General features: G+C 72.4%; 20 protein-coding genes. 12 read left to right on the forward strand and 8 right to left on the reverse strand.

Translation table 11 applies throughout. The annotated features are described in order from the left end of the window. Window positions 1-6: 6 nt before the first annotated feature. The 6 genes from ACQPWZ_RS33645 to ACQPWZ_RS33670 all read left to right on the forward strand — a co-directional run bounded on the left by ACQPWZ_RS33645 (window position 7) and on the right by ACQPWZ_RS33670 (window position 5,487). Complete coding sequence (locus ACQPWZ_RS33645) at window positions 7-831, forward strand: alpha/beta fold hydrolase (protein WP_356699878.1); 825 nt, start codon at window positions 7-9, stop codon at window positions 829-831. Then, on the forward strand, window positions 828-1,994 hold the full coding sequence (locus ACQPWZ_RS33650) for a glycosyltransferase (RefSeq protein WP_433573310.1): 1,167 nt from the start codon (window positions 828-830) through the stop codon (window positions 1,992-1,994). The genes ACQPWZ_RS33645 and ACQPWZ_RS33650 overlap by 4 nt, the downstream gene beginning before the upstream one ends. Continuing rightward, on the forward strand, window positions 1,991-3,853 hold the full coding sequence (locus tag ACQPWZ_RS33655) for a class I SAM-dependent methyltransferase (protein ID WP_433573311.1): 1,863 nt from the start codon (window positions 1,991-1,993) through the stop codon (window positions 3,851-3,853). The genes ACQPWZ_RS33650 and ACQPWZ_RS33655 overlap by 4 nt, the downstream gene beginning before the upstream one ends. After that, window positions 3,850-4,782 (forward strand): galactokinase, encoded by a 933-nt coding sequence (locus ACQPWZ_RS33660; RefSeq protein ID WP_433573312.1) that lies wholly within the window; start codon window positions 3,850-3,852, stop codon window positions 4,780-4,782. Before ACQPWZ_RS33655 ends, ACQPWZ_RS33660 begins: the two co-directional genes overlap by 4 nt. Before the next feature lie 135 nt (window positions 4,783-4,917). Next, window positions 4,918-5,184, forward strand: a complete 267-nt coding sequence (locus ACQPWZ_RS33665) for a hypothetical protein (RefSeq protein WP_340477188.1) — start codon at window positions 4,918-4,920, stop codon at window positions 5,182-5,184. A gap of 147 nt (window positions 5,185-5,331) precedes the next feature. Then, window positions 5,332-5,487, forward strand: coding sequence for a hypothetical protein (locus ACQPWZ_RS33670; protein WP_313942407.1), 156 nt, complete (start codon window positions 5,332-5,334; stop codon window positions 5,485-5,487). On the opposite strand, the gene ACQPWZ_RS33675 is transcribed toward ACQPWZ_RS33670, so the two are convergent. The 3 genes from ACQPWZ_RS33675 to ACQPWZ_RS33685 form a co-directional block, all read right to left on the reverse strand. Next, a complete protein-coding gene (locus ACQPWZ_RS33675) occupies window positions 5,478-5,741 on the reverse strand; it encodes a hypothetical protein (RefSeq protein ID WP_313942406.1) in 264 nt (87 codons plus the stop codon). The genes ACQPWZ_RS33670 and ACQPWZ_RS33675 overlap by 10 nt on opposite strands. A 100-nt stretch (window positions 5,742-5,841) precedes the next feature. After that, window positions 5,842-6,621, reverse strand: coding sequence for an aminotransferase class IV (locus ACQPWZ_RS33680; protein WP_433573313.1), 780 nt, complete (start codon window positions 6,619-6,621; stop codon window positions 5,842-5,844). A gap of 112 nt (window positions 6,622-6,733) precedes the next feature. Next, window positions 6,734-6,967, reverse strand: coding sequence for a hypothetical protein (locus tag ACQPWZ_RS33685; protein WP_327677310.1), 234 nt, complete (start codon window positions 6,965-6,967; stop codon window positions 6,734-6,736). A 243-nt stretch (window positions 6,968-7,210) separates the two neighbouring features. Here ACQPWZ_RS33685 and ACQPWZ_RS33690 point away from each other — a divergent pair, with 243 nt between their 5' ends. Both ACQPWZ_RS33690 and ACQPWZ_RS33695 read left to right on the forward strand, forming a co-directional pair. Continuing rightward, window positions 7,211-8,716 carry a metallophosphoesterase family protein gene (locus tag ACQPWZ_RS33690; RefSeq protein ID WP_433573314.1) on the forward strand — a complete coding sequence of 502 codons (1,506 nt, stop codon included), beginning with the start codon at window positions 7,211-7,213 and terminating at the stop codon, window positions 8,714-8,716. Window positions 8,717-8,773: 57 nt separating this feature from the next. Beyond that, the gene (locus tag ACQPWZ_RS33695) at window positions 8,774-9,880 is read left to right on the forward strand and encodes a DNA alkylation repair protein (RefSeq protein ID WP_433573315.1); all 1,107 of its coding nucleotides are present in this window, start codon (window positions 8,774-8,776) and stop codon (window positions 9,878-9,880) included. An 81-nt stretch (window positions 9,881-9,961) separates the two neighbouring features. On the opposite strand, the gene ACQPWZ_RS33700 is transcribed toward ACQPWZ_RS33695, so the two are convergent. The 4 genes from ACQPWZ_RS33700 to ACQPWZ_RS33715 form a co-directional block, all read right to left on the reverse strand. Further along, window positions 9,962-11,260, reverse strand: a complete 1,299-nt coding sequence (locus ACQPWZ_RS33700; protein ID WP_433573316.1) for a CAP domain-containing protein — start codon at window positions 11,258-11,260, stop codon at window positions 9,962-9,964. Between the two features lie 153 nt (window positions 11,261-11,413). Beyond that, a complete protein-coding gene (locus ACQPWZ_RS33705; protein WP_433573915.1) occupies window positions 11,414-12,760 on the reverse strand; it encodes a M1 family metallopeptidase in 1,347 nt (448 codons plus the stop codon). Between the two features lie 172 nt (window positions 12,761-12,932). After that, window positions 12,933-13,814, reverse strand: coding sequence for a diacylglycerol/lipid kinase family protein (locus ACQPWZ_RS33710; protein WP_356699856.1), 882 nt, complete (start codon window positions 13,812-13,814; stop codon window positions 12,933-12,935). 31 nt (window positions 13,815-13,845) lie between these two features. Further along, window positions 13,846-15,444 (reverse strand): FAD-binding oxidoreductase, encoded by a 1,599-nt coding sequence (locus ACQPWZ_RS33715; RefSeq protein ID WP_433573317.1) that lies wholly within the window; start codon window positions 15,442-15,444, stop codon window positions 13,846-13,848. Window positions 15,445-15,512: 68 nt separating this feature from the next. On the opposite strand from ACQPWZ_RS33715, the gene ACQPWZ_RS33720 reads away from it, so the two are divergent. Together ACQPWZ_RS33720 and ACQPWZ_RS33725 are read left to right on the forward strand one after the other, a co-directional pair. Continuing rightward, window positions 15,513-16,112 (forward strand): TetR/AcrR family transcriptional regulator, encoded by a 600-nt coding sequence (locus ACQPWZ_RS33720; RefSeq protein ID WP_340477196.1) that lies wholly within the window; start codon window positions 15,513-15,515, stop codon window positions 16,110-16,112. Continuing rightward, window positions 16,109-17,686, forward strand: coding sequence for a glycerol-3-phosphate dehydrogenase/oxidase (locus ACQPWZ_RS33725; RefSeq protein WP_433573318.1), 1,578 nt, complete (start codon window positions 16,109-16,111; stop codon window positions 17,684-17,686). Before ACQPWZ_RS33720 ends, ACQPWZ_RS33725 begins: the two co-directional genes overlap by 4 nt. 61 nt (window positions 17,687-17,747) lie before the next feature. Here the strand turns inward: ACQPWZ_RS33725 and ACQPWZ_RS33730 are convergent, their stop codons facing one another. Further along, window positions 17,748-18,614: a PhzF family phenazine biosynthesis protein gene (locus ACQPWZ_RS33730; protein ID WP_433573319.1), complete on the reverse strand. Its 867-nt coding sequence runs from the start codon at window positions 18,612-18,614 to the stop codon at window positions 17,748-17,750. Window positions 18,615-18,748: 134 nt separating this feature from the next. Here ACQPWZ_RS33730 and ACQPWZ_RS33735 point away from each other — a divergent pair, with 134 nt between their 5' ends. Together ACQPWZ_RS33735 and ACQPWZ_RS33740 are read left to right on the forward strand one after the other, a co-directional pair. After that, on the forward strand, window positions 18,749-19,162 hold the full coding sequence (locus tag ACQPWZ_RS33735; RefSeq protein WP_433573320.1) for a hypothetical protein: 414 nt from the start codon (window positions 18,749-18,751) through the stop codon (window positions 19,160-19,162). Beyond that, a complete protein-coding gene (locus ACQPWZ_RS33740; RefSeq protein ID WP_433573321.1) occupies window positions 19,162-21,639 on the forward strand; it encodes a DUF4132 domain-containing protein in 2,478 nt (825 codons plus the stop codon). Before ACQPWZ_RS33735 ends, ACQPWZ_RS33740 begins: the two co-directional genes overlap by 1 nt. Window positions 21,640-21,682: the final 43 nt, after the last annotated feature.

A 21,682-nucleotide genomic window follows, 5' to 3' on the forward strand; every position in this document is an offset into this window, starting at 1 on the left:
GCCGGCATGCCCCTCGTCCACGCCAACTCCCTGCGCTTCCACGTCCACCGGCCGCCCGGCGACCGTACCGGCGCGACCGCCGTCTTCCTCCACGGCCTGGTCGTGGACAACCTCTCCAGCTTCTACGCCACCCTCGCGGTCCCCGCCGCCCAGGCCGGCCACGACATCGTCCTGTACGACCTGCGCGGCCACGGCCGCTCCGAACGCCCGCCCACCGGCTACGACATCGCCACCGCCGTGCAGGACCTGACGGCGGTGCTCACCGCCCTCGGCCTCGACGAGCGTCCGGTCCACCTCATCGGCAACAGCTACGGCGGCACGATCGCCCTGCACACCGCTCTCGCTCGCCCCGACCTCGTTGCCGGACTCGTCCTGGTGGAGGCCCCGCTGACCGGACCCTGGATCGAGAACATGCTCGACACGCTGTCCGTCGCGGCCCTCGCCCTGGAAGGGAGCCAGGTCCCGCAGGAACTCTCCTCCATCGGCGCGCGCAAAGCCGCGCGGCTGACCGCCACCGCCGACGAACTCCTCAATCGCACCAGCATGATCGACGACATCGCCGCGAGCCGGCCCTTCACACCCGAGGACTTCGCCCGCGTGCACTGCCCGGTCCTCGCCGTCTGTGGTGAACACTCCGAACTCGTCCCCGGCGCACGCGAATTGGTCCACCACGCTCCCGACTGCACGCTGCGCATCCTGCCGGGCCTCGGTCACGACGTCCTTCAAGGAGGCACCGACGACCTCCGGCACGCCGTGCTCGGCCGACTCGCCGAAGCGGCCGGTCCGCGGGAGAGGCGACACGCCGACGCTCGGGACGCGGTGGTCGTATGAAGGTTCTCTTCGTCGTCCCGCCACTGGCCGGGCACATCAACCCGACGGTCGCCGTCGCCGCCGAACTCGCCGCACGCGGTCACCAGGTCGCCTGGACCGGACCGGCCGAAGTCCTGCCCCGGCTGCTGCCGGCGGACGCGCGGCTCTTCCCGTCCGGAGACCGCCCCGGCCCCCGCGGCTACGGCGCGCTGCATACACACTGGCGCGATCTGCGGGGAGTCGCCGCGCTCCGCTTCCTGTGGTCGGAGGCGCTCATCCCGCTCGCCCACACCATGATTCCCGGAGTCGAGGCGGCGGTCGACTCCTACGCTCCCGACGTCCTGGTCGTCGACCAGCAGGCACTCGCCGGAGCGGTGGTCGCCGAGCGGCGGGGGCTGCCCTGGGCGACGTCGGCGACGACATCGGCCGAATTCACCCGGCCCTTCGCGGGATTCCCCAAGGTGGCCGACTGGGTGATGGATCAGCTGGCCGGACTGCTCGCGGACTGCGGGTCGCCCCCCGGCTGGGACCCCCGTTTCTCCGACCGTCTGGTCCTCGTCTTCTCCACCCTCGAACTGGTCGGTGAGTACGCGTCCCACCCCGGGCACTTCGCCTTCGTCGGCCCTGCCCTGAGCGCTCGCCCCTCCGACGGCTCCGCCTTCCCGTGGCAGCGGCTCGACCCCCTGCGACGCCGGGTCCTGGTGTCGCTCGGCACCCTCAACGGCGAGGCGGGCGGCCGTTTCTACGCCGCTGTCCTCCAGGCAGCCGAACAGCTCGCCGACCGGGCGCAGTTGATCCTCGCGGCCCCGTCCGATGCCGTCGGCGTGGTTCCCGGGCACGTCCTGCACCAGGAACGCGTACCCCAACTCCCCTTGCTGCCCCACCTCGACGCCGTGGTCTCCCACGGCGGCCACAACACCGTGTGCGAATCCCTCGCGTACGGACTGCCCCTGGTCGTCGCCCCGATCCGGGACGACCAGCCGATCGTCGCCGAGCAGGTCACCGCCGCCGGAGCAGGCCTGCGGGTCCGCTTCGGCCGGCCCCGCGCGGCCGAGCTCCACGACGCCATCGCCGCCGTACTCGACAACCCCGCCCACCGCGGGGCAGCCCGCCGTATCCAGGCATCGTTCGCCGCCGCGGGCGGTGCCGCGGCCGCGGCCGACCGGTTGGAGAAACTCCTATGACACCGTCCCCGACCGACATTCCGTGGGCCGCCGTCGTCGCCCTGGCCGGGCTGACAGCAGGCACCGTGCGCGCCCGCCGAAGGCTGCGCACCCTGCCCGTACTGGACCCGCTCGCTCCCACGAACGGCACGTTCCCGTCCGGTGAATGGCATCTGATCACAGCCCGCGGGGTCGACGTCGACGCGGCGACCCTGCGCGCCGCGGTCGCCCACGCCGAGCGGGCCGGCCTCCAGGTCGTCGACCTGATACCCGGCAGACTCGACACGGAACGGGCCCTGAGCCTGCTCCGCCTCCTCGACCGCAGCGCCGCCCGCTACGACCGCACCGCCGACGGCCGCGGAGCGGGACACGCCCTCCTCGTCGCCGAGGACGTCCTGCGCCGGTCGGGGATCGACGACGGCACCGGCATCGCCCGTGAACCCGCCGAACTGCACACGCTGCTGGGGCGTCTGAAGGAGTACGCCCCCGCCGGCACCGGAGTCGCCATCGCGCCCGGCCTGACCGTCCCGCCGCCCGACCCTTCCCGCAGGGGCGCGGAGCTGCGCGCACAGGGGCTGCCCACCGGCCTGCTGACCATCGCCCAACTGGCCGGTCTCGGGCTCCTGGTGCGCGCCGCTGTCGCGGACGGCGGGTGGGGAGCCACGGCCGCCGCCCTGTACTGGCTGCAGCCGGCTCTGGTCCTCGGCGGGCCGCAGCGACCGCTTCGCCCGGCCGACCTCCTCGGTGCGACCGCGGCTCGACCCTTCAAGTCCCTTGCCTCCGCGGTCCGTACGGCCGCCGACGAGCGTTCCGGATCCGGTGCGGCCACCGCCGAACTGGAGGCGCTGCGACCCGTCTACGCCGCCGAACTCAAGGCGGGCACCGACCGGTTCTTCGAGCCCCGGCGCCTCGACTGCCCCTGGTGCGGCTCGACCGAGCTCTCCGTCCGCATCCGCGTCCCCGACCTGCTCCAGGGCAAACCGGGCCGCTTCACCCTCGAGCAGTGCGGCGACTGCGGACACGTCTTCCAGAATCCCCGCCTCTCCCTGGACGGACTCGACTTCTACTACCGCGACTTCTACGAGGGCCTCGGAGTCTCGGGCGCCGCCCAGGTGTTCGGCACCATGGGCCGTTCCTACCGGGCACGCGCCGCGATGCTCCAGCCGTTCGGGACTCCCACCGCATGGCTCGACGTGGGCACCGGTCACGGCCACTTCTGCGACAGCGCACGCGACGTCTGGCCCGGCACCCGTTTCGACGGCCTGGACATGAGCCCCGCGGTGCGCGAGGCGGAGGTACGGGGCTGGGTCGCCGCCGCCCACCAGGGCCAGTTCCCCGAACTCGCCACCGGCCTCATCGACCGCTACGACACCGTCAGCATGTTCCACTACCTCGAACACACCCGTGAACCGCTCGCCGAACTCGACGCGGCAGCGGCCGTCCTGCCCCCCGGCGGCCATCTGATCATCGAGCTCCCGGACCCCGAGTCCCGGCTCTCCCGGGTGCTCGGCCCGCACTGGCTGCCGTGGTTCCAGCCCCAGCACCAGCACCTCATCCCGATCGGCAACCTCCGCAAGGCGCTGGAGAGCCGCGGTTTCACGGTGCTGGCAGAAGAACACGGCGCCGCGCACCAGTCCTGCGACTTCGTCGGGGCCGTCCTGCTGACCGCGAACCGGCTCGCCCCCCATCCGTACGCCCCGTGGGGCGAGGGCACCGCGACCCGCAGGAAGCGTGTCGTCCGCGCCGCCGTGCACACCGCCGCGCTGCCGTGCTTCGCCGTCGCGGCCGGTCTCGACGCCGCCCGTGCGGCAGTCGCCCGGCGCACCGAGGGCGGCAACGCGTACCGGCTGCTGGCCCGCAAGACACCGGAGGCGGGGTGACGGACACCGGAAGCCGCACGGGCGGTGGAGCGGGGACGGGCACCGTGCCGAGCGTGCCGGACATCGCGCGCCGGCACACCGCCGACCCGCTCTTCCGCCTGGTGGCCTTCGCCCTCGAATCCGCTCACGGTCGTCCGCCGGCCACGGTGTGGAGCGCCCCGCACGCCTTCCACCTCGCGGCGCGCAACACCGTCGCGGCCGCGGGCTGGCCGGTGGCGGCGGCCGCGGCACCACGCGACGACGGTCTGGTGCGGCTGAGTTCGCTGGCCCACCCGGCGCAGAGCTGCGAGTTCCCTCTCACCGGGCCCTCGTCGTCGCACCCCGAGTGGGCGGCCCGCAGCTACGCGCTGTTGCGCACCATGGCTCGTGCCGGATACGGCCGGGGCGGCGCCGATCTGCACATCCACTCCACGCTGACGCCGGCGACAGGGCTCTCCAGCACCGAACCGCTGGAGTGCGCGGTGGCGCTTGCGATCGCCGAACTGCACACCACCCGCGCCGGAACGCGTCCGCCGCGAGGGCGCCTCGCGTCCCTGGCGAGGTCCGCGTCCCCGGAAGGCGACGCGGCGCTGCGCGAGGCCGTCCTGTTCGGCCGCCCCGGCCGGGCGCTGGTGCTCGAAGGCGGCCGCAGACGCCGGATCGACTTCGACCCTCCCGCCCAGGGGGCCAGGATGATGCTGCTGGTGACCCGAGGTGAGGGCCTCGGCGCCGACGACGTCCGACGGGCGCAGGAGTGTGCCCGTCGGACCGGAGCCCTGGCCGCCTGGCGACCGGGCCGGGGTCCTGGACGGAGCATGCTTGTGCTGCTGCCGCAGGACCGGCTGACACCCATGCGTACCGCGGTGGCGCAGGAGTTCCGGTCCGCCGGTCTGCCGGTGCCGCGCTTCCTGAACATCGCGGTGGCGGGCCCGGCCCGCCGCGAGGACTGAAAGGGCTGTCGCCGACTGAGTCGTACCGTGCCGAGGGGGAGCGGGGAGCCTGCGGAGAGCTTCCCGCCCCTATGACGAACCGGCCGCCCACCTGACCCGGCCGCGATGTCAGTGGTGCCTGCGATGGTGTGAGACATGGACGAGTTGATGCGTGGCCGGGTGTACGGCGCTGACCATGACGATCCCGATCCGGGCCCGCAGCCCGGGCACGTCTATCGCGAGCTGGTCGGCGGGCCGCTGGACGGGCTGCTGCTGGATGTCACCGACTGGCCCGCGGCACAACTGGCGGAGGGGGCCGCGCTGCCCACCGAGCTCGGTTCCTTCGGGCCCGGCGGTCGTGCGGCGTACGGCCCGCGGGCCGGTGACCCACGGCGCTGGGACTGGACGGGCGACGTCCGCTGACCCCACCCGCACACCACCCCGCGTCCCGCGCCCCGACCCACCCGAGGGGGCGGCCGGTCATCGCCGCAGGGCGGACCGTAGACTCTGTTCCCGCTTCCGGCCGCCGGCGGGAAGCGGGAAGCCGCTCGAAGGAAGGACCTCACGACCGTGAGCACCGCGGACCGATCAGACGCCCCCATCTACGCAGAGCTCGTCGACGAGCGAGGGGACGTCCCGGCCGAAGCACGCAGAACGGCCGAGCAGGCCCAGCAGCAGCTCGAGCAGACGATGAACTTCCGCGCCCGGGCGCACGGCTACAGCTGAGGCACTCGCCGCAGACGGGCGACGGGTCGCCCGCGCCGCAGCGCGTACCGTCCGCAGCGGCGCAACTGCCCGGGCAGCCCGTTGGCCCGCTGCCCGCCGTGGGTGATGAACGCGTTCACCGGCGTCAGCGGATCGGCGCCCATGGTCCTCGCCAGCAGGACGCCGGCGGCCAGCGGCAACAGGACGCCGACCAGGGCGGCCCCGGTGACGGAGACGTGCTGGAGGCGGGGGCGGCGGGCCGCATCAGGTGTCATGGCCGCTATTCGACCAGCTCGGAAGACGGCGGGTATCGGCTCGGATACTCAGCCGGACGCGCCCCACATACTCACCTCCGCCACGGCATGACCCAGGAGGTCAGACGGCATCCCAGGGCACTGCTGCGTACGCCGCGGTGACGCCGGCCATGAACTCCCGGGCGACCGGGAACTCGACGTCGTCGATCCGGCCCACGGGGCTGATGCCGTGGGAGTTGGTGACGAACGCGGCGCGATAGCGGGGCAGATCGGCGAGGGTGACTGCTCGGCGGACCGACGGCAGCCGTGGCTCCAGCAGTGCCATCGTCATCCCGCGCAGGCAGGGCGCGTCGGGCCAGACGACGTGCTCGCCGTCCCAGAAAGCGATGTTGGTGATGGCGCCCTCGGTGACCAGGCCCTCGGGGGTGGTCAGCAGCGCTTCGTCGGCGCCCTCGGCCTCGGCCTCGTCCAGGGCTCGGTTCTGCACTGCTCCGTCGAGATGCTTGATCCGCGGAGTGCGGCGGACGTACGGCACCGAGATCAGGCGCAAGGGCCCGGTCGCTGCGACCTGGGGCTCTCGCACCGTGACCTTCAGCGTCGCCCGGCTGTCGCCGTCCGGCCAGTGGACATGGACCCGCACGGACGCGTCAGCGCGTCCCGAGGCGGCGAGCGCCTGCCGGATCTCCGCCCGCACCCGCTCGCCGTCCAGGCCTGCCCGGCCGAGATACTCCCGGGTCGCCGCGTCCAGACGCTCGAGATGGAGCGCCAGGCCCCGCACCCGGCCGTCACGCACCTGCATGGCGGTGAAGTGACCGGGACCGGTGAGCGCGGGCGCCGCCAGTGCGGAGTCGACGGCAGGCACCCCGTTGATCTCTGTGTACGTGGTCTCTGCGCAGGTCAAGCGATCACCCTCGACGCGGGTTCGGCGGATTCGTCGGGCACGGCCGCTGGAACCGACACCCGCGCGCCGTGCGAAACGGTGCGGGGCGTCGGGATGCCGTGGCCAGGGCGGGTCAGTGACGCAGGAAAGCGTCTCCGTGGGTGTTCACATAGGCCTCGAGCGCGGTGAGCGCGTCCTGGGTGGCCTGCGGGCTGCCGCTGCCACGGCGCTCCGCGTAGTACGCGGCGCCGAGCTTCTTCAGCAGGTCACCGCCGGCCTTCTGCTGCTGCACATCGTCGACCTTCTGCTTGCCCTGCTGCAGCGCGGACTGCGCCTGCTCCTTGGCTCGGTCGAGGAACCCGGCCATGTCTGCCTCCTGAGGATCAGTAGTACCTACTGGCACAACGTGATCAGTACCGCCCGGGTTCCGCAGTGGCGTGATGCGTCGCCGTTCCACCCGAACGGACCCGTCGACGCGGCCTGCCGACCACCTGCCGACCACCTGCCGATCCGGGCTGCCGTCCGGGCTGGGGGAGCCCTCCTGGTCCGTGCACGTGCGCCCGCTGCTGATCCCTCCCGCCGTACCCGCGATCGTTGTTACGGTTCGCCGATGCCTGACTCTTCGCGCGACTCGGCCGACGGTGCCGGCTGGGGTACCAAGGAACGCGGCTCGTACAAGGAGTTGATGCCGCCGCACGTCGAAAAGCTCTCCTGGTTCAACCCGAGGACGCTCTGGCCGGCCCGGAACGGCGTCCTGGCCTCCTGGTTCGGCGACCCCACCAACGACCACCGGCAACGCTGGGTGGAACGCATGGCAGTTGACGGCGCCCCCGCCGACCTGGTGATCCGGCGCGACGACCCCGATCACTTCTCCTTCATGCTCATCGCCGACACCGGTGAGGGAGACGACCCGCAGTACGCGGTGGTCCCGGGCTTTCTGGCGGCGAGCCGGGGAACGCGCTTCGCCGTGCTGGCCAGCGATGTCGTGTACCCGGTCGGCGACGCCGACGAGTACGGCGCGAAGTTCTTCCGTCCCTACAAGGACTATCCGGCGCCCATCTACGCCGTGCCCGGCAACCACGACTGGTACGACGGCATCAACGGCTTCATGCGGGTCTTCTGCGACGCCCCGGCCCTGCCGCAGGACGCCGTCCCGCGGCCGCGGCCTCTCAGCCGGGCGTGGCTGCGCTCCCTTCTGTGGCGGAAACCGCGGACTCCCGACGAGCAACGCCTCGCCGAGGCACGGCAGTTGCGGTCGGCGCCGACCCAGCGGGCCGTCCAGCCGGGCCCGTACTGGGCCGTTGACGCCGGGCCCGTGCGCGTCATAGGGATAGACACCGGCCTGCTGGGCGGGATCGACGCCGAGCAGGGCCGCTGGCTGCGTGAGGTCTCGCGGGGCGACACCCCCAAGATTCTGGTGACGGGCTCGCCGCTCTATGTGGACGCCGAGCACGAGCCGTGCCCGATCGAGGGCGGCGGGACGGTCGACGACATCGTCAGGAACCCCGCGCACCACTATGTCGCCGCGATCGGCGGCGACATACACAACTACCAGCGCTACCCGGTGAACGTGGACGGCCGCACCATCCAGTATGTGGTGGCCGGTGGCGGGGGCGCGTTCATGCACGCCACGCACACCATTCCGCGGGTCTCCGTCGCCCAGGTCACCGAGGACGACTTCCGCTGCTACCCGCTGCGCGGTGACTCGCTCGCGTTCTACAGCAGGCTGTACGGCCGCAGACTGCGCATGCGCCGCTTCTTCGACCTCAGCGAGGCGCAGGCCGCTGCGGTCGTCGCCCATCGCCTCGGCATCCGCCCGACCCGGGCCGCCGGGCCCCCGGCGCGCGTGACCCTCCGCACCCGCGTCGTGGCGTCCCTGCTGGGTGCCGGCAGCCGCCCCCGGCGCGCGTCGTGGCTGCGCCTCCCGGTCCGCAAGACCTACACGCAGCTGTTCTCGCCCGGCTCGGCGACGTACAGCCCTCCGTTCTTCAAGTGCTTCCTGCGACTGGACGTCACCCCGGAATCGGTTCGTCTTCGCTGCTTCTCCGCGACCGGGAACCGGGAAGCCGAACTCGACCCGCCGGTGGAGGACGATGTGACGATCCCGCTGATCTGACCGACCTCCGACCCGACCAGCCCCATCCGGCCGTGTGCCGCCCGACAGGAGAACCCCATGCCTTTCGCCGATGAACTCATCGGGCGGACCACGGCCGAAGCCCTCACGAACGCCGTGCGGGCCGCGGCCCCCGACGCGCCCCTCAAGGCCCTGCGCGCCGCGACCTCCGCGCTCGACCCGCTGTCGCTGCGGGAGCGCAGCGATCTGCTGCGCGACGCGTTGATCGAGGATCTGCCGGGCGACTACGCGGCCTTCGCCCGGACCGTACGAGCCGCCCGCGACAGCGACCCCGAGTTCAGCGGCTGGCTGATCTGGCCCGTCACCAGCGCCGTCGCGGCGAAGGCGGTCGACGAAGGAACGGACGAGGCCTTCGACGACGGCCTGCGGCTGCTGGCCGAGCTGACCTCACGGCTCACCTCGGAATTCGCCATCCGCCGGCTCCTCAACCACGACCTCGACCGCGCACTGGAAGCCGTCGCGACGTGGACGGCGTCGGACGACGCCGACGTACGCCGCCTCGCCTCGGAAGGAACAAGACCCTTCCTGCCCTGGTCCACCCGCGTCCCACGCATCCTGGCCGAACCCCGCGCGACCCTGCCCGTCATCAACGCCCTCTACCGCGACGAGAGCGAGTACGTACGGCGCTCCGTCGCCAACCATCTGAACGACCTCAGCCGCCGGCAGCCCGACCTCGTGGTGGAAACGGCGGCCGCCTGGCTCGCCGACCCGGACGACAACACCGAACGCGTGGTCCGCCACGGGCTGCGCACCCTCGTCAAGAAGGGCCACCCCGGGGCGCTCGGTCTCCTGGGCTTCGCCCCGGCGGCCATCGAGGTGACCGGTCCCCGCCTGGCGGCCGACGGCATCGCGTTCGGCGGCACCCTCAGCTTCACCGCGACGATCCGCAACACCGGCCCGGAGCCGGCGCGGCTCGCGGTCGACTACATCGTTCACCACCGGAAGGCCAACGGCACACAGACCGAGAAGATCTTCAAGCTCACGACGCTGACCCTCGAACCGGGCGAACGCTTCGACATCGCCCGCGACCACTCGTTCCGCGCGATCACAACGAGGCGCTACTACCCGGGCACCCACGCTGTCGAGCTCCAGGTCAACGGCATCCGCTCCGGCCGCGCCGAGTTCACGCTGCTGCCGCCCGGATGAGAACCTCCCGCCCGGAACTCGCCCGCGGCGACGCGGCGTTGTCGCACCGGGCCGCGGGAGCGACGGTTCAGGCCGTGTGTGTCACCGCATGCCGAAGAGCTGGGTCCAGTACGTACCCCCGGGGCCGCCGCTCGCGAAGCCGACGCCGAGGTGCGTGAAGTCCGGCTTCAGGATGTTGGCGCGGTGTCCCGGGCTGTTCATCCATCCCTGGACCACAGTGGCCGCAGAGCGCTGGCCGAAGGCGATGTTCTCGCCGATACCCCGGTGGTCACTGCCCGCGGCGGCCGCCCTGTCCCACGGCTGAAGACCCTCGGGGGAGGTGTGGGAGTAGAAACCGCGCGCGGCCATGTCGGCGCTGTAGGCCTGTGCCACGCCGGCCAGGACCGGATCGGGGGCCAGGGGCGACAGCCCCGCGACGGCGCGTTCCGCGTTCGTACGGGACAGGACCTCGGCGACCGTACGGGCCAGGCCGTCCGGCGTGAGGGGCCGGGCCCACAGCGCGGTCCAGTAGGTCTCTCCCCGGCTGTCCACGGCGGAGGCCACACCGAAGTGGGTGATGTCGCGGGCCGTCACGGTGCTCCGGTCGGCGGCTCCGTCGAGGCAGTGGGCGAGGAATTGATCCGGAGTGCGCGGACCCGAGACGAGGTGTTCGGCGAGGTCGAGATAGGCGTATCCGTGGGCGGTGACGAGCTGGTACAGCGACCGCCCGTCGGGTCCCTCGGTGCCGAGGCGGTTCTGCCGGGCCATCGCGGTGGCATGCGCCTGGGCCGCGGCCGTGAGAGCGGGAGCCGAGGTGATGGGCGGGACGCCGACCCGCTGCCGCTCGGCGTTGACGAGTGACGTGAACGCGTCCGGCGGCCCTCCCGCGGGAGCCGCGTCGGGCGCGATGTCGGACGTGCCGTCGTCCGACACATCGACGCCGAAGTCACGCGCCACGCCCGCGAGGCCGTCCGCGTACCCCTGGCCGAGAGCACGCAGCTTCCACGCACCGCGGTGGCGGTAGACCTCGGCCAGCAGCAGCACACTCTCCTGCCCCGCCGGGCGCGGCGTGAAGTGGGTGAGCGTGCGGTTCGACAGGTCGGCGACCTCCATCCTGGGGGAGGGGAGGCGGCTGAGCGGCGTGCCGGGTGCGGAGGAGCTGACGACCAGGGTGACGCGGCCGGCGCCCGGGCGAAGCCCCTGCCGGTCCAGCGTCACGGTCGCCGTGCCGAGGCGGACACCGGGCGCCGACGGCTGGTTCCAGAACACGAAGTCGCCGTCGTCGCGGACCCTGCCGTCGTCACCCGTGACCAGCACGGAAAGGTCGAAGGGGCCCGGCACGCGGAAGGTGAGCGTGCCGTGCGGCAAGGGGACGTTGCCGCCCGGAACCAACTCGCTCATGACCGTCGCCTTCGCGGTGTACGTGCCCCGCAGGAGCCTTGCGGGCCCTTGTTCGCGGCGGGCCCTAGCTCGCTCAACGGAGCACGGCCCGTCCCGGGTTCCCGGCTCGCTCAACGGAGCACGGCCGGTCCCGGGTTCCCGGCCGGCTCGGCTCTACGGCCGGGCGGGCTTGCCCTTCGTGCCGATCCAGGTGTGGAACAGCCCGTCGAGGTCCTTGCCGGACTGCCGCTCGGAGAGGCGGACGAACTGCGCGGTGGTTCCGTGACCGTCGTGGTGGTCGGTCGCCCAGGCGCGCAGGATCCGCATAAAGGTCCTGTCGCCGACCGCCTTGCGCAGCTGGTGCAGAGCCATCGCCCCGCGCGAGTACACGGGCGCGCCGAAGATGTTCGCTCCGCTGCCCGGGTCGGCCGGCGGGAACGCCCACAGTTCGCTGCTCGCGGGCTCGGCGTACAGGGCGTCGAAGGCCTTCTGCGCGGTCTCGCCGCCGTGCTGCTCCGCGTAGAGCCACTCGGCGTAGGTCGCGAAGCCCTCGTTCAGCCAGATGTCCTTCCAGCTGGTGAGCGACACGGAGTTGCCGAACCACTGGTGTGCGCTCTCGTGGACCAGGGTGGGGAGGTCGGGCGCCCTGTCGTACACCGGCCGGGTCTGCGTCTCCAGCGCGTAGCCCGCCTGCGGCGCGCGGTCGACGATGGCGCCCGCGGCCCGGAAGGGGTAGGGCCCGAAGAGCTTGCTTCCCCACGCGATGACCGACGGCAGCTTCTTGAGGACCGGAGCGGCCGCGGCCGCCTCGCGGGGGTCGACGGCGTTGTAGATCCGCAGACCGCCGGGGGCGGTGTACTGCTGGACCTTGAACGTGCCCACCGTCGCCGTCGCGAGGTACGCCGCCATCGGCTCGCTCTGGCGCCAGCGGAACGTCGTGCGTCCCTCGGAGGTCTTCTGGCCGCGGAAGACGCCGTTGGCGACCGCTGTTCGCCCGGCCGGCACGGTGACGGCGAAGTCGTACGCGGCCTTGTCCTTCGGGTGGTTGTTGGCGGGGAACCACGTCATGGCGCCCTGCGGCTCACCCGCCACGAACGCCCCGTCGTCCGTGGGGATCCAGCCGTCGAGGGACCCGTCCGGGTCGGTGACCGGCCGGGGAGTCCCCTCGTAGGTGACGGTCGTGCGGAACTCCTGGCCCTTGCGCAGCGCCTTCCTCGGCGTGATGACGAGTTCTTGCCCGTCCCGGCGGAAGGAGGCCTTGGCGTGGTCGACCGTGACCCCGGTGACCCGCAGTCCGCTCAGATCGAGATGGAAGCGGGACAGCCGTTCCGTGGCCCGGGAGGTGATCACGGCCCGTCCGTCGAGGTGACGGCTCGTGGTGTCGTAGCCGAGGGTGAGGTCGTAGTGACGGACGTCGTAGCCCCCGTTGCCCGCCAGCGTGAAGTACGGGTCGCCGACACCGGGTGACCCCGCCGTCCCGGCCACGGCGGGCCCGGCCGCCGCGGCCAGTGCGGCGACCACGGCGACGGGGAGACCCGTCGCGACGACGGCACGCCGTCGGGGGCGCGCCGGGCGCCCGGCAACCTGCTGGAAGGGTCGGGTCACCAAAGCTCCTCGGGCTCGGAGGCGATCACTCGGATCCAGACTAGGGTGCCGATCGCCACGGAACTCCCTCGAAACGGTCAAGGTGCGCTCAGGCCAGGACGTTCAGTGCCCCCGGCAGGACCCGCGCGGTCATCGGCAGTGTCGCGTCGACCTCGCCGTCCGCCCCGTACGGCACGGGCCGGTCCGTCTCGACGCGTACCTCGGTGCCCCGGAGGATCTCCACCTGCGGGCGGCTGATGTGGGCACCCGTCTTGAGCTCGTTCATCATCGTGAAGAACAGCCGCTTCGGGGCGTGCCGGATGACGACGACGTCCAGCAGACCGTCGTCCACACGGGCACTCGGTGCGACGAGACGCCCGAAGCCGTAGTAGCCGGAGTTGGCTGCCACAACCGTGTAGCCGCGGCGCTCGTACAGCGTGCCGTCCACGGTGATGCGGTAGTTCACCGGCCGCCAGGTGACCACCGCCCGCAGCCCGCCGGCGTAGTACGACGCGGCACCGCGCAGCAGCCGCGAGGTGTTCGCATGGCGGTTGGCCAGGGCGTCGACGCCGGCGTACACACTGCCGAGGACGGCGGTCCTGTCGTGGAACGCCGACTCGACCTCGATGGTGTCGACCTTGCGGGGAGCGCCGTTCAGCAGAACGTCCGCCAGGGCTCCGGGCTCGGTGGGCAGACCGAGCGCACGGGCGAAGTCGTTGCCCCGCCCGGCCGGCACGAGGCCGAGCACGGCGTCCGTGCCGCTCAGCGCCCCGCCCACGCAGCCGGCCATCCCGTCTCCGCCGACCGCAAGGACGGTCCGGCCCCGTTCGCCGGCCGCCCGGGCCACGCTGCGGGCGTGCTCCAGGCTGTTGCTGTACTCCGTCTCCAGGTCGGCGCCCGCCTCCCGGAGCAGACGGGCGAGCGGGAGAAGGGTCGCGGCTCCGCTGGATCCCCCGGAGGCCGGGTTGACGACGGCGGTGAACTGTCGCATGCGTACGCCTTTCGGAAGGCAGGGGAGCCGGTCAGCGGAGGGGGAGGAGGACGCCGGGATTCAGGATCCCGTCGGGGTCGAGACGTGCCTTGACGGCCTGGAGGATGTCGGTGCCGAGCGCGCCGATCTCCTGCCCGAACCAGTCGCGGTGGTCGGTTCCCACGCCGTGGTGGTGACTGATGGTGCCACCCGAGGCGAGGATCGCGTCGTTCGCGGCCCGCTTGACGGGGGTCCAGTGGGCGATCGGGTCCTCGCCCTGGGCGGACACGACGGTGAAGTACAGCGATGCCCCGGTCTCGTAGACGTGCGAGATGTGGCACATGACCAGCGGCGGGGTGCCCGCGGCGGTCAGGGTCTCGTTGAGAGCCGTACGGACCGCGTCGTAGAGCGCGGGGATGCCGGACCAGAAGGTGGCGGTCTCCAGCGTCTCGGCGAAGGCTCCGGCGTCCAGCAGGGCGTCCCGCAGGTAGGGGGCGGAGTAGCGTCCGTGGGCCCAGCGCTCACCCGGCTCGGTGCCGACGAGCTCGCCCCCGCAGGTCTCCAGCACGGCCCGTGCCTGCTGCTGCCGGCTCGCGTTGTCCTCGTGCGTGCCTTCGAAGCCGACGATGGCCATGCAGCCGGCGGGCGCCCCGTCGGGGCCGGAACCGCCGATGGCGTCGGGCTGGGCGAGCCCGATGAGGGTCTCGGTCTCGTCGGACAGCCTCAGCACGGTGGGCCGCGGGCCGTCCTGGGCGAGCGTGCGCAGGGCGGCGGCTCCGGCCTCGAACGTGGCGAAGCGCCACCCTTCGTAGACCCGTTCCACCGGGCGGGGGCGGATGCGCACCGTCACGGAGGTGATGACGCCGAACGCGCCCTCGGATCCGAGGACCAGCTGACGCAGATCGGGGCCGGCGGCCGAGCGCGGCGAGCGGCCGAGATCGAGGCTGCCGCGGGGGGTGGCGACCGTGAGGCCGAGCACCATCTCGTCGAAGCGGCCGTATCCGGCCGAGGCCTGCCCGCTGGAGCGGGCCGCGGCGAAGCCGCCGATGGTGGCCCACTCGTACGACTGCGGGAAGTGCCCGAGCGTGAAGCCGCGCTCGGCGAGGAGAGCCTCGGCCTCCGGCGCGCGGAGCCCGGGCTGGAACGTGGCGGTGCGCGAGACCTCGTCCAGGGAGAGCAGGGCGTCCATACGGCGCAGGTCCAGGGCGACGAACGGGCCCTGGCCCTCGGGCGCGAGCCCGCCGACGACGGAGGTGCCGCCGCCGAAGGGAACGACGGCCACGCCGTGGTCGGCGCAGACCGCCAGGACGGCGACGACGTCGTCGTGACTGCCGGGGAGCAGGACCGCGGCGGGGGTGTCGTCGGTGTTGCCGGCCCGGATGCGCAGCAGGTCGGGCGTCGACTTGCCGCGGGTGTGCCGGATCCGGGTCTCGGCGTCCGTCCGCAGATGCTCCGGGCCGCCGAGCGCGCCGGCGAGGGCGTGACGGACGTCGGCGCCGAGCGGCGAGTCGGGGACCCGTATCTCCTCGAGGGCGATCGGATCCGCGGACCGCGGCTTCACGCCGAGGGCTGCCTGAAGGAGCTCGATGACCGAGTCCGGCAGAGGGGCCGCCTTGGCCGGGTCGCCCCAGCCGCTCCACAACATGTCCACGCGGGTTTTCCTCACTGGTTGGTCCGGTGGCCGTGTCAGTCGGCCGCACTGCCGTTACACTGTGACAGATGACGCCCATTCGTCACAACCATTCGGACGGCGACGCCGTTCTCGACGCGGCCCGGGACTGTGTTCTCGCGGTCGGCGTCCGCCGGACCACCCTGACCGACGTGGCCCGGCGGGCCGGCGTCTCCCGTATGACGCTCTACCGGCGCTGGCCCGATGTGCGGACCCTCGTCGGCGATCTGATGACGCGGGAGTGGATCGCCGTCGCCCAGGGCGCGCTCCCTCAGGCCGACGACTCCGCCCCGACCCGGGACCGGCTGGTCGACGGGCTGACGGCCGGAGCGCAGGCGTTCCGGGCGCATCCGTTGTTCCGCAAGATCATCGACGTGGATCCGGAGCTGCTCCTGCCCTATCTGCTCGACCGGCGCGGTGCCACGCAGGACGCCCTGCTGGGGCTGATCACCACCGCGGTCGAGGAGGGGCAGGCCGACGGCTCGATCCGCCGGGACCACGCCGTCCGTCAGGCCCGCTCGCTGCTTCTCGTCGTCCAGGGATTCACCCTCTCGCTGCGCACCATGACCGACGACAGCGAACCCGACCTCACCGCCGCCGCGTTCCAGCAGGAGCTGCGGACCGTCCTGGAGAGGATGCTCGCCCCATGAGCCCCACCCCCGACACCTTCCCTTCCTCCCTCAACGCCGCGCGGCGCTCACGGGAGTTGGCCGAGCTCACCGACGGCCCCACTGTTGACGTTCTGGTCGTCGGACTCGGCGCGACCGGCGCCGGAGCCGCGCTCGACGCTGCCGCCCGGGGCCTGTCCGTGGCAGCGATAGACGCCCACGACCTCGCGTTCGGCACCTCCCGCTGGAGTTCGAAGCTGATCCACGGCGGGCTGCGCTACCTCGCCACGGGCCAGCTCGACGTCGCCCACGAGAGCGCCGTCGAACGCGGCATCCTGATGGAACGGACCGCCCCGCACCTGGTACGCCCGCTGCCCTTCGTCCTGCCCCTGACCCCGCTGGTGGGGCGGACCCAGGCCGCCATCACCCGGGTCGGTCTGCGCGCGGGCGACGTCCTTCGCGCGTCCGCCCGCACCTCGCGTGCCACGCTGCCCGCCCCGCGCTCCCTGTCCGCGCGGGAGACCCGGCACCTGGCGCCCGGCCTCCGCTCGACGGGGCTGCGCGGTGGCCTGCTGTCGTGGGACGGCCAACTCAGCGACGACGCGCGTCTGGTGACGGCGATCGCCCGTACGGCGGCGGCGCACGGCGCCCGCATCCTCACCCGGGTCCGTGCACTGGAGGTCGGTGATTCCGTCGCACGGATACGGGACGAGCTCACGGGCGAGGAAGGGTTCGTCCGGGCGCGAGCCGTGATCAACGCAACGGGCGTATGGGCGGGCGGCCTTGTGGAGGACATCCACCTGCGCCCGTCGCGCGGGACGCATCTGGTCCTGCGGGCCGAGGCTCTGGGCGGTCTGTCGTCCGGTCTGCACATCCCGGTCCCGGGAGAGTCCAACCGTTTCGTGCTGGTGCTGCCGCAGGGCGACGGCAGGGTCTACGTCGGTCTCACCGACGAGCCGGTGGACGGCGACATCCCCGACGTCCCCGACGTCCCCGAGTCCGACATCGGGTTCCTGCTCGACGTGCTCGGTTCGGCCCTGTCGGCACCGCTGCCCCGGTCCGCGGTCGTGGGCGCGTTCGCCGGGCTGCGGCCCCTGCTGACCGCGGGCAGCGGGACGCAGGAGCGTACGTCCGACATCTCACGCCGGCACGCGGTCCTCAGTTCCCGGGACGGTGTCGTCACCGTCGTCGGCGGCAAACTCACCACCTACCGGCGCATGGCGCAGGACGCGGTCGACCACGCAGTGAAGACGCGCGGACTCGTCGCCGGCCCGTGCCGGACGGCCACGCTGCCGCTGGTGGGGGCCGCCGCACCGGACGCCCTCGCCGCCCTGGACGTCCCCCGCCGCCTGGTCGAGCGGTACGGCACCGAGGCCCCCGCCGTCCACGCCCTCGGCGCCGAGGACCCGGCCCTGCGGGAACCGGTGGTCGCCGGCCATCCCGTCACCGGAGCCGAACTCGTGTGGGCCGTCCAGCACGAAGGCGCGCTCGACGAGTCCGACGTCCTCGACCGTCGCACCCGCATCGGACTGGTCCCGCAGGACCGGGAGACGGCGATGGACGCGGCACGCTCGGCGCTGTTCGCGGGGTCGCCCGGCGGGGGCGGGAGCGACTGACCGAGGGGTCGTGGGCCGAGCGATCGGCATTGGTGCACCCGCCCCCGTCCTCGCCGCCGGGTCAGGCGATCCGCGTGCCCGTCCCCGACACCCGTACCCGCTCGTCGCCTTCGCGCAGCTCCACCGTCAGAACCCCCGGGCGGCCCAGATCCTCGCCCTGGTGGAGGGTGAGCACCGACGACGCGGGGACCAGGCCCAGTTCGCGGGCGTACGCGCCGAAGGCGCCCGCGGCCGCACCCGTGGCCGGGTCCTCGACCACGCCGCCCACCGGAAACGGGTCGCGGACGTGGAAGACGTTCTCCGACTCCCGCCACACCAGGTGCACCGTCGTCAGGCCGAGGCGGTGCATCAGGGCTTCGAGGCGTTCGAAGTCGTACTCCAGGTCGGCCAGTCGCTCGCGGGTCGCGGCTCCCAGCACGAGATGACGCGCGCCCGCGAAGGCGATACGGGGCGGGATCGCGGGATCCAGATCGCCGGCCGGCCAGTCGAGTGCGGCGAGCGCCTCGTCGAGGTCCGCGGTCGCGATCTCTTCGGTGTGCGGTTCGACCGTCGTGAGCGTGGCCCGCAGCGCGCCGCTCACTTCGGTCACGGTCACCTGCACCGTGCCCGCGCGCGTCGCGAAGACCAGGTCGCCGGGACCGATGCGCTCGCCGAGAGCGACGGCCGTGGCCACGGTGGCGTGCCCGCAGAACGGCACTTCGGCCTGCGGGCTGAAGTAGCGGATGGTGAACGCACGGCCGCTCTCGCCGCCGAGCCCTTCCGGCGGTGAGGTGAGGAACGCGGATTCGCTGTACCCGAGCTCCGAGGCGATGGACAGCATCTCCGCGTCGCCGAGCCCTGCCGCGTCGAGGACGACGCCCGCAGGGTTGCCGCCCTTCGGATCCTCGGAGAAGGCGGTGTAGCGCAGGACCTCTTGCTTCGTCGTCATGACGGGCGCAACCACGGACGGGCGTGGGTTGTTCCTGCCCGCGGTCCGGCAGGTGACAGGCCGAAGCCGTTCGCGGGACGCGACAGCCGTCCGTTCGCGGGCCGTTGTCAGTGCGGCCGCCTAATCTCCTCGGCATGGCACGGGTGACATTCGTCGACGAGACGACATCGGGCAGCCGCACCGACGGCTGGGGACTGGACATCGCCGAGGAGCGGCTCGCCTTGCGTGAGGTGATCCGGCGGCGGGTCTTCCAGGAGGTCGCGGAGTTCCACGCACGGGGCGCCGGCGAGTACCGAGGGCTGGTCCGGCCCGCCTCCGGTAACGGTGGGACGGACCGGGCGTCCGGTGGCGGCCGTACGAGCGGGGCGACCGGTGGTGGCCGGATGGATCCGGAGGCCCAGTGCGCTCTCGCGCTCGCCGCCTTCGAGCGCAACGGCTTTCTGATACTCGTCGGCGACCGGCAGGTGGAGGATCTCGACGAGGAGATCGAGCTGCGCCTGGACACCGAAGTCACCTTCCTCAAGCTCGTCCCCCTGGTGGGTGGCTGATGACCCAGTACGGACCCGAACAGCTGCGCCAGGTCGAGGGCCACATCGCCGACGACACCATGGGCGAGCTGGCGAAGAAGCTCGTGAACATCGCCGCGGTCAACAACAACCACTGGCACGACGACGGCGCGAAGATCCTCGCGGCGGTGCGCGCGCTGCCCGAGAACTCCCGGCTGCGGCTCGCCAACGCCTTGGTCGCACGTCACCGGTCGGGCGGCGACGGTGACATCGTCCGCGGGCATGTCCTCACCCTGGTCGGCGTCGTGGGCCGTGACCTGCCCGACGATCTGCTCTCCACGGAGCGGCTGCGGAAACTGGACGACCTCTCCCGGGTCAGCGCCCACTACGCAACCCACGAACTCCAGACCCTCGTCGAAGCCGAACTGGCCGCCGGACGGCCGCTGTCGGGCCATGTGGTCGCCGTCGTGCGGCGCTGTCACATGGGCGCCTACCACGACAAACAGAGGCTCGGCGAGCTCGCGAAGCGGCTCACCGAGCCGGTGCTCAACCCCGGTGAGGCCTGGTCGGACCGTGCGCTGGCAGACCTGCCCGTGCTCGCCGGTGACTGGCCCGCCCTGCTGGCGCACGCGCTGACCGCCACCTCGGCGAAGCCCAGCGCGACGTGGGACCGGCCCGCCCGGGAGCTGATCGCCGCCATCGGACCTGATCAGGTGCGGACGACGCTGGTGTCATGGTTCGCGCTGGTCGGGCGGCCCCGGACGCTGGAACTGGTCCGGGGCCCCTACGAGTCGGACGTCAACAACGCTCTCGACCCGTACAACGCCAACGCCTTGCGCGGTCTCGCCTGGATGCTGGCCCTGCTTCCGCCGCACCCCGAAACGGCCCGGGCGCTCGGGGCGCTGACCGACGTCTGTCTGCGCAAGGTCGCCGGGCTCGGCCCGCGCAACCCGAAGATCGCCAACGCGGGGGTCACGGCACTCGCCCGTATCGAGAGCGAGTCCGCCCTCGCCGAACTGGCGCGGCTCGCCACCCGCGTGACCTACAAGGGGACCCTGAAACTGATCGACGCGGCACTGGAGGCACGGGCCGCCGCGCTCGGGCTGAGCCGCGACGAGATCGAGGAACTCGCCGTGCCCGCCTACGGGTTGACCGAGGTGGGCCGGGCGGTGCACCACCTGGGGGAGTGCACGGCGGAGCTGACCGTGACCGGCGGCCGGGCCCGCCTGACCTGGCTGAACGCCGCGGGCAAGCAGGTCAAGGCGCCGCCCGCCGCGGTGCGGCGCGACCACGCCGACGAGCTGAAGGAGCTCAAGGGCGCGGCCAAGGACATCGACAAGATGCTCGGTGCCCAGTCCGAGCGGCTGGACCGGCAGTTCCTGGCCCGCAGGTCATGGGCGTACCGGTCCTGGCGCGAGCGGTACCTCGACCATCCGCTCGTCGGCACCCTCGCGCGACGGCTGCTGTGGACCGTGGACGGCACGACGTGCGGATACGCCGACGGCGAGCTGCGGGGCCAGGACGACGAGCCCGTCACCGGCGGCACCACCGTCGAGCTGTGGCACCCCGTCGGCAAGGATGCCGCGGACGTCGTCCGATGGCGGCTCTGGCTCGAACGGCACGCGATCACCCAGCCGTTCAAGCAGGCACACCGCGAGGTCTATCCGCTCACCGACGCCGAGCGGACCACGGGGACGTACAGCAACCGCTTCGCGGGGCACATCCTGCGCCAGCACCAGTTCCACTCGCTCGCGGCGGTCAGAGGCTGGACGAACAAGCTCAGACTCTGTGTGGACGATTCCTACACGCCGGCCTACCGCGACCTTCCCCAGTGGGGGCTGCGCGCCGAGTACTGGATCGACGGCGAGGGCGAGGGCTGGGGCCCGGGCGAGACCACCGAGTCCGGCAGCTATCTGCGGCTGGCCACCGACCAGGTCCGCTTCTATCCGATCGACGCCCCGCACAACTACGCGCACGCCGGCAGCGGGCGCTACGAGATGTGGCTGCGGGACGGCGGTGACCGTGTCGCACCACTGGCGCTCACGGACATCCCCGAGCTGGTGCTCTCCGAAGTCCTGCGCGACGTCGACCTCTTCGTCGGCGTGGCTTCCGTCGGCAATGACCCCACGTGGCAGGACGGCGGCCCCGGCGGCCGCTTCCGCGAGTACTGGACCAGTTACGGCTTCGGCGAGCTGAACCAGAGCGCGGCGACCCGCCGCGAGCTCCTCACCCGGCTCGTGCCGCGCCTCGCGATGGCCGACCGCTGCACGGTCGAGGGCCGCTTCCTGGAGGTACGGGGCGATCTGCACACGTACAAGATCCATCTGGGGTCCGGCAACATCCTGCGGACGCCGAACGACCAGTATCTGTGCATCGTGCCCAAGGCCGGCGGCGGACACGACACCGGCTATCTGCCGTTCGAGGGTGACGGCATGCTCTCCGTGATCCTCAGCAAGGCCACGATGCTGTCCAGGGACAAGGAGATCACTGATCCCACGATCGTCAGCCAGCTGCGCTGAGCGCGTGGCGGGCCGGGTCCGGGAAATCCTCGGAGAAAGGTCG

The organism is Streptomyces sp. CA-251247 (assembly GCF_050952975.1).
Classification (GTDB): Bacteria; Actinomycetota; Actinomycetes; order Streptomycetales; family Streptomycetaceae; genus Streptomyces; species Streptomyces achmelvichensis.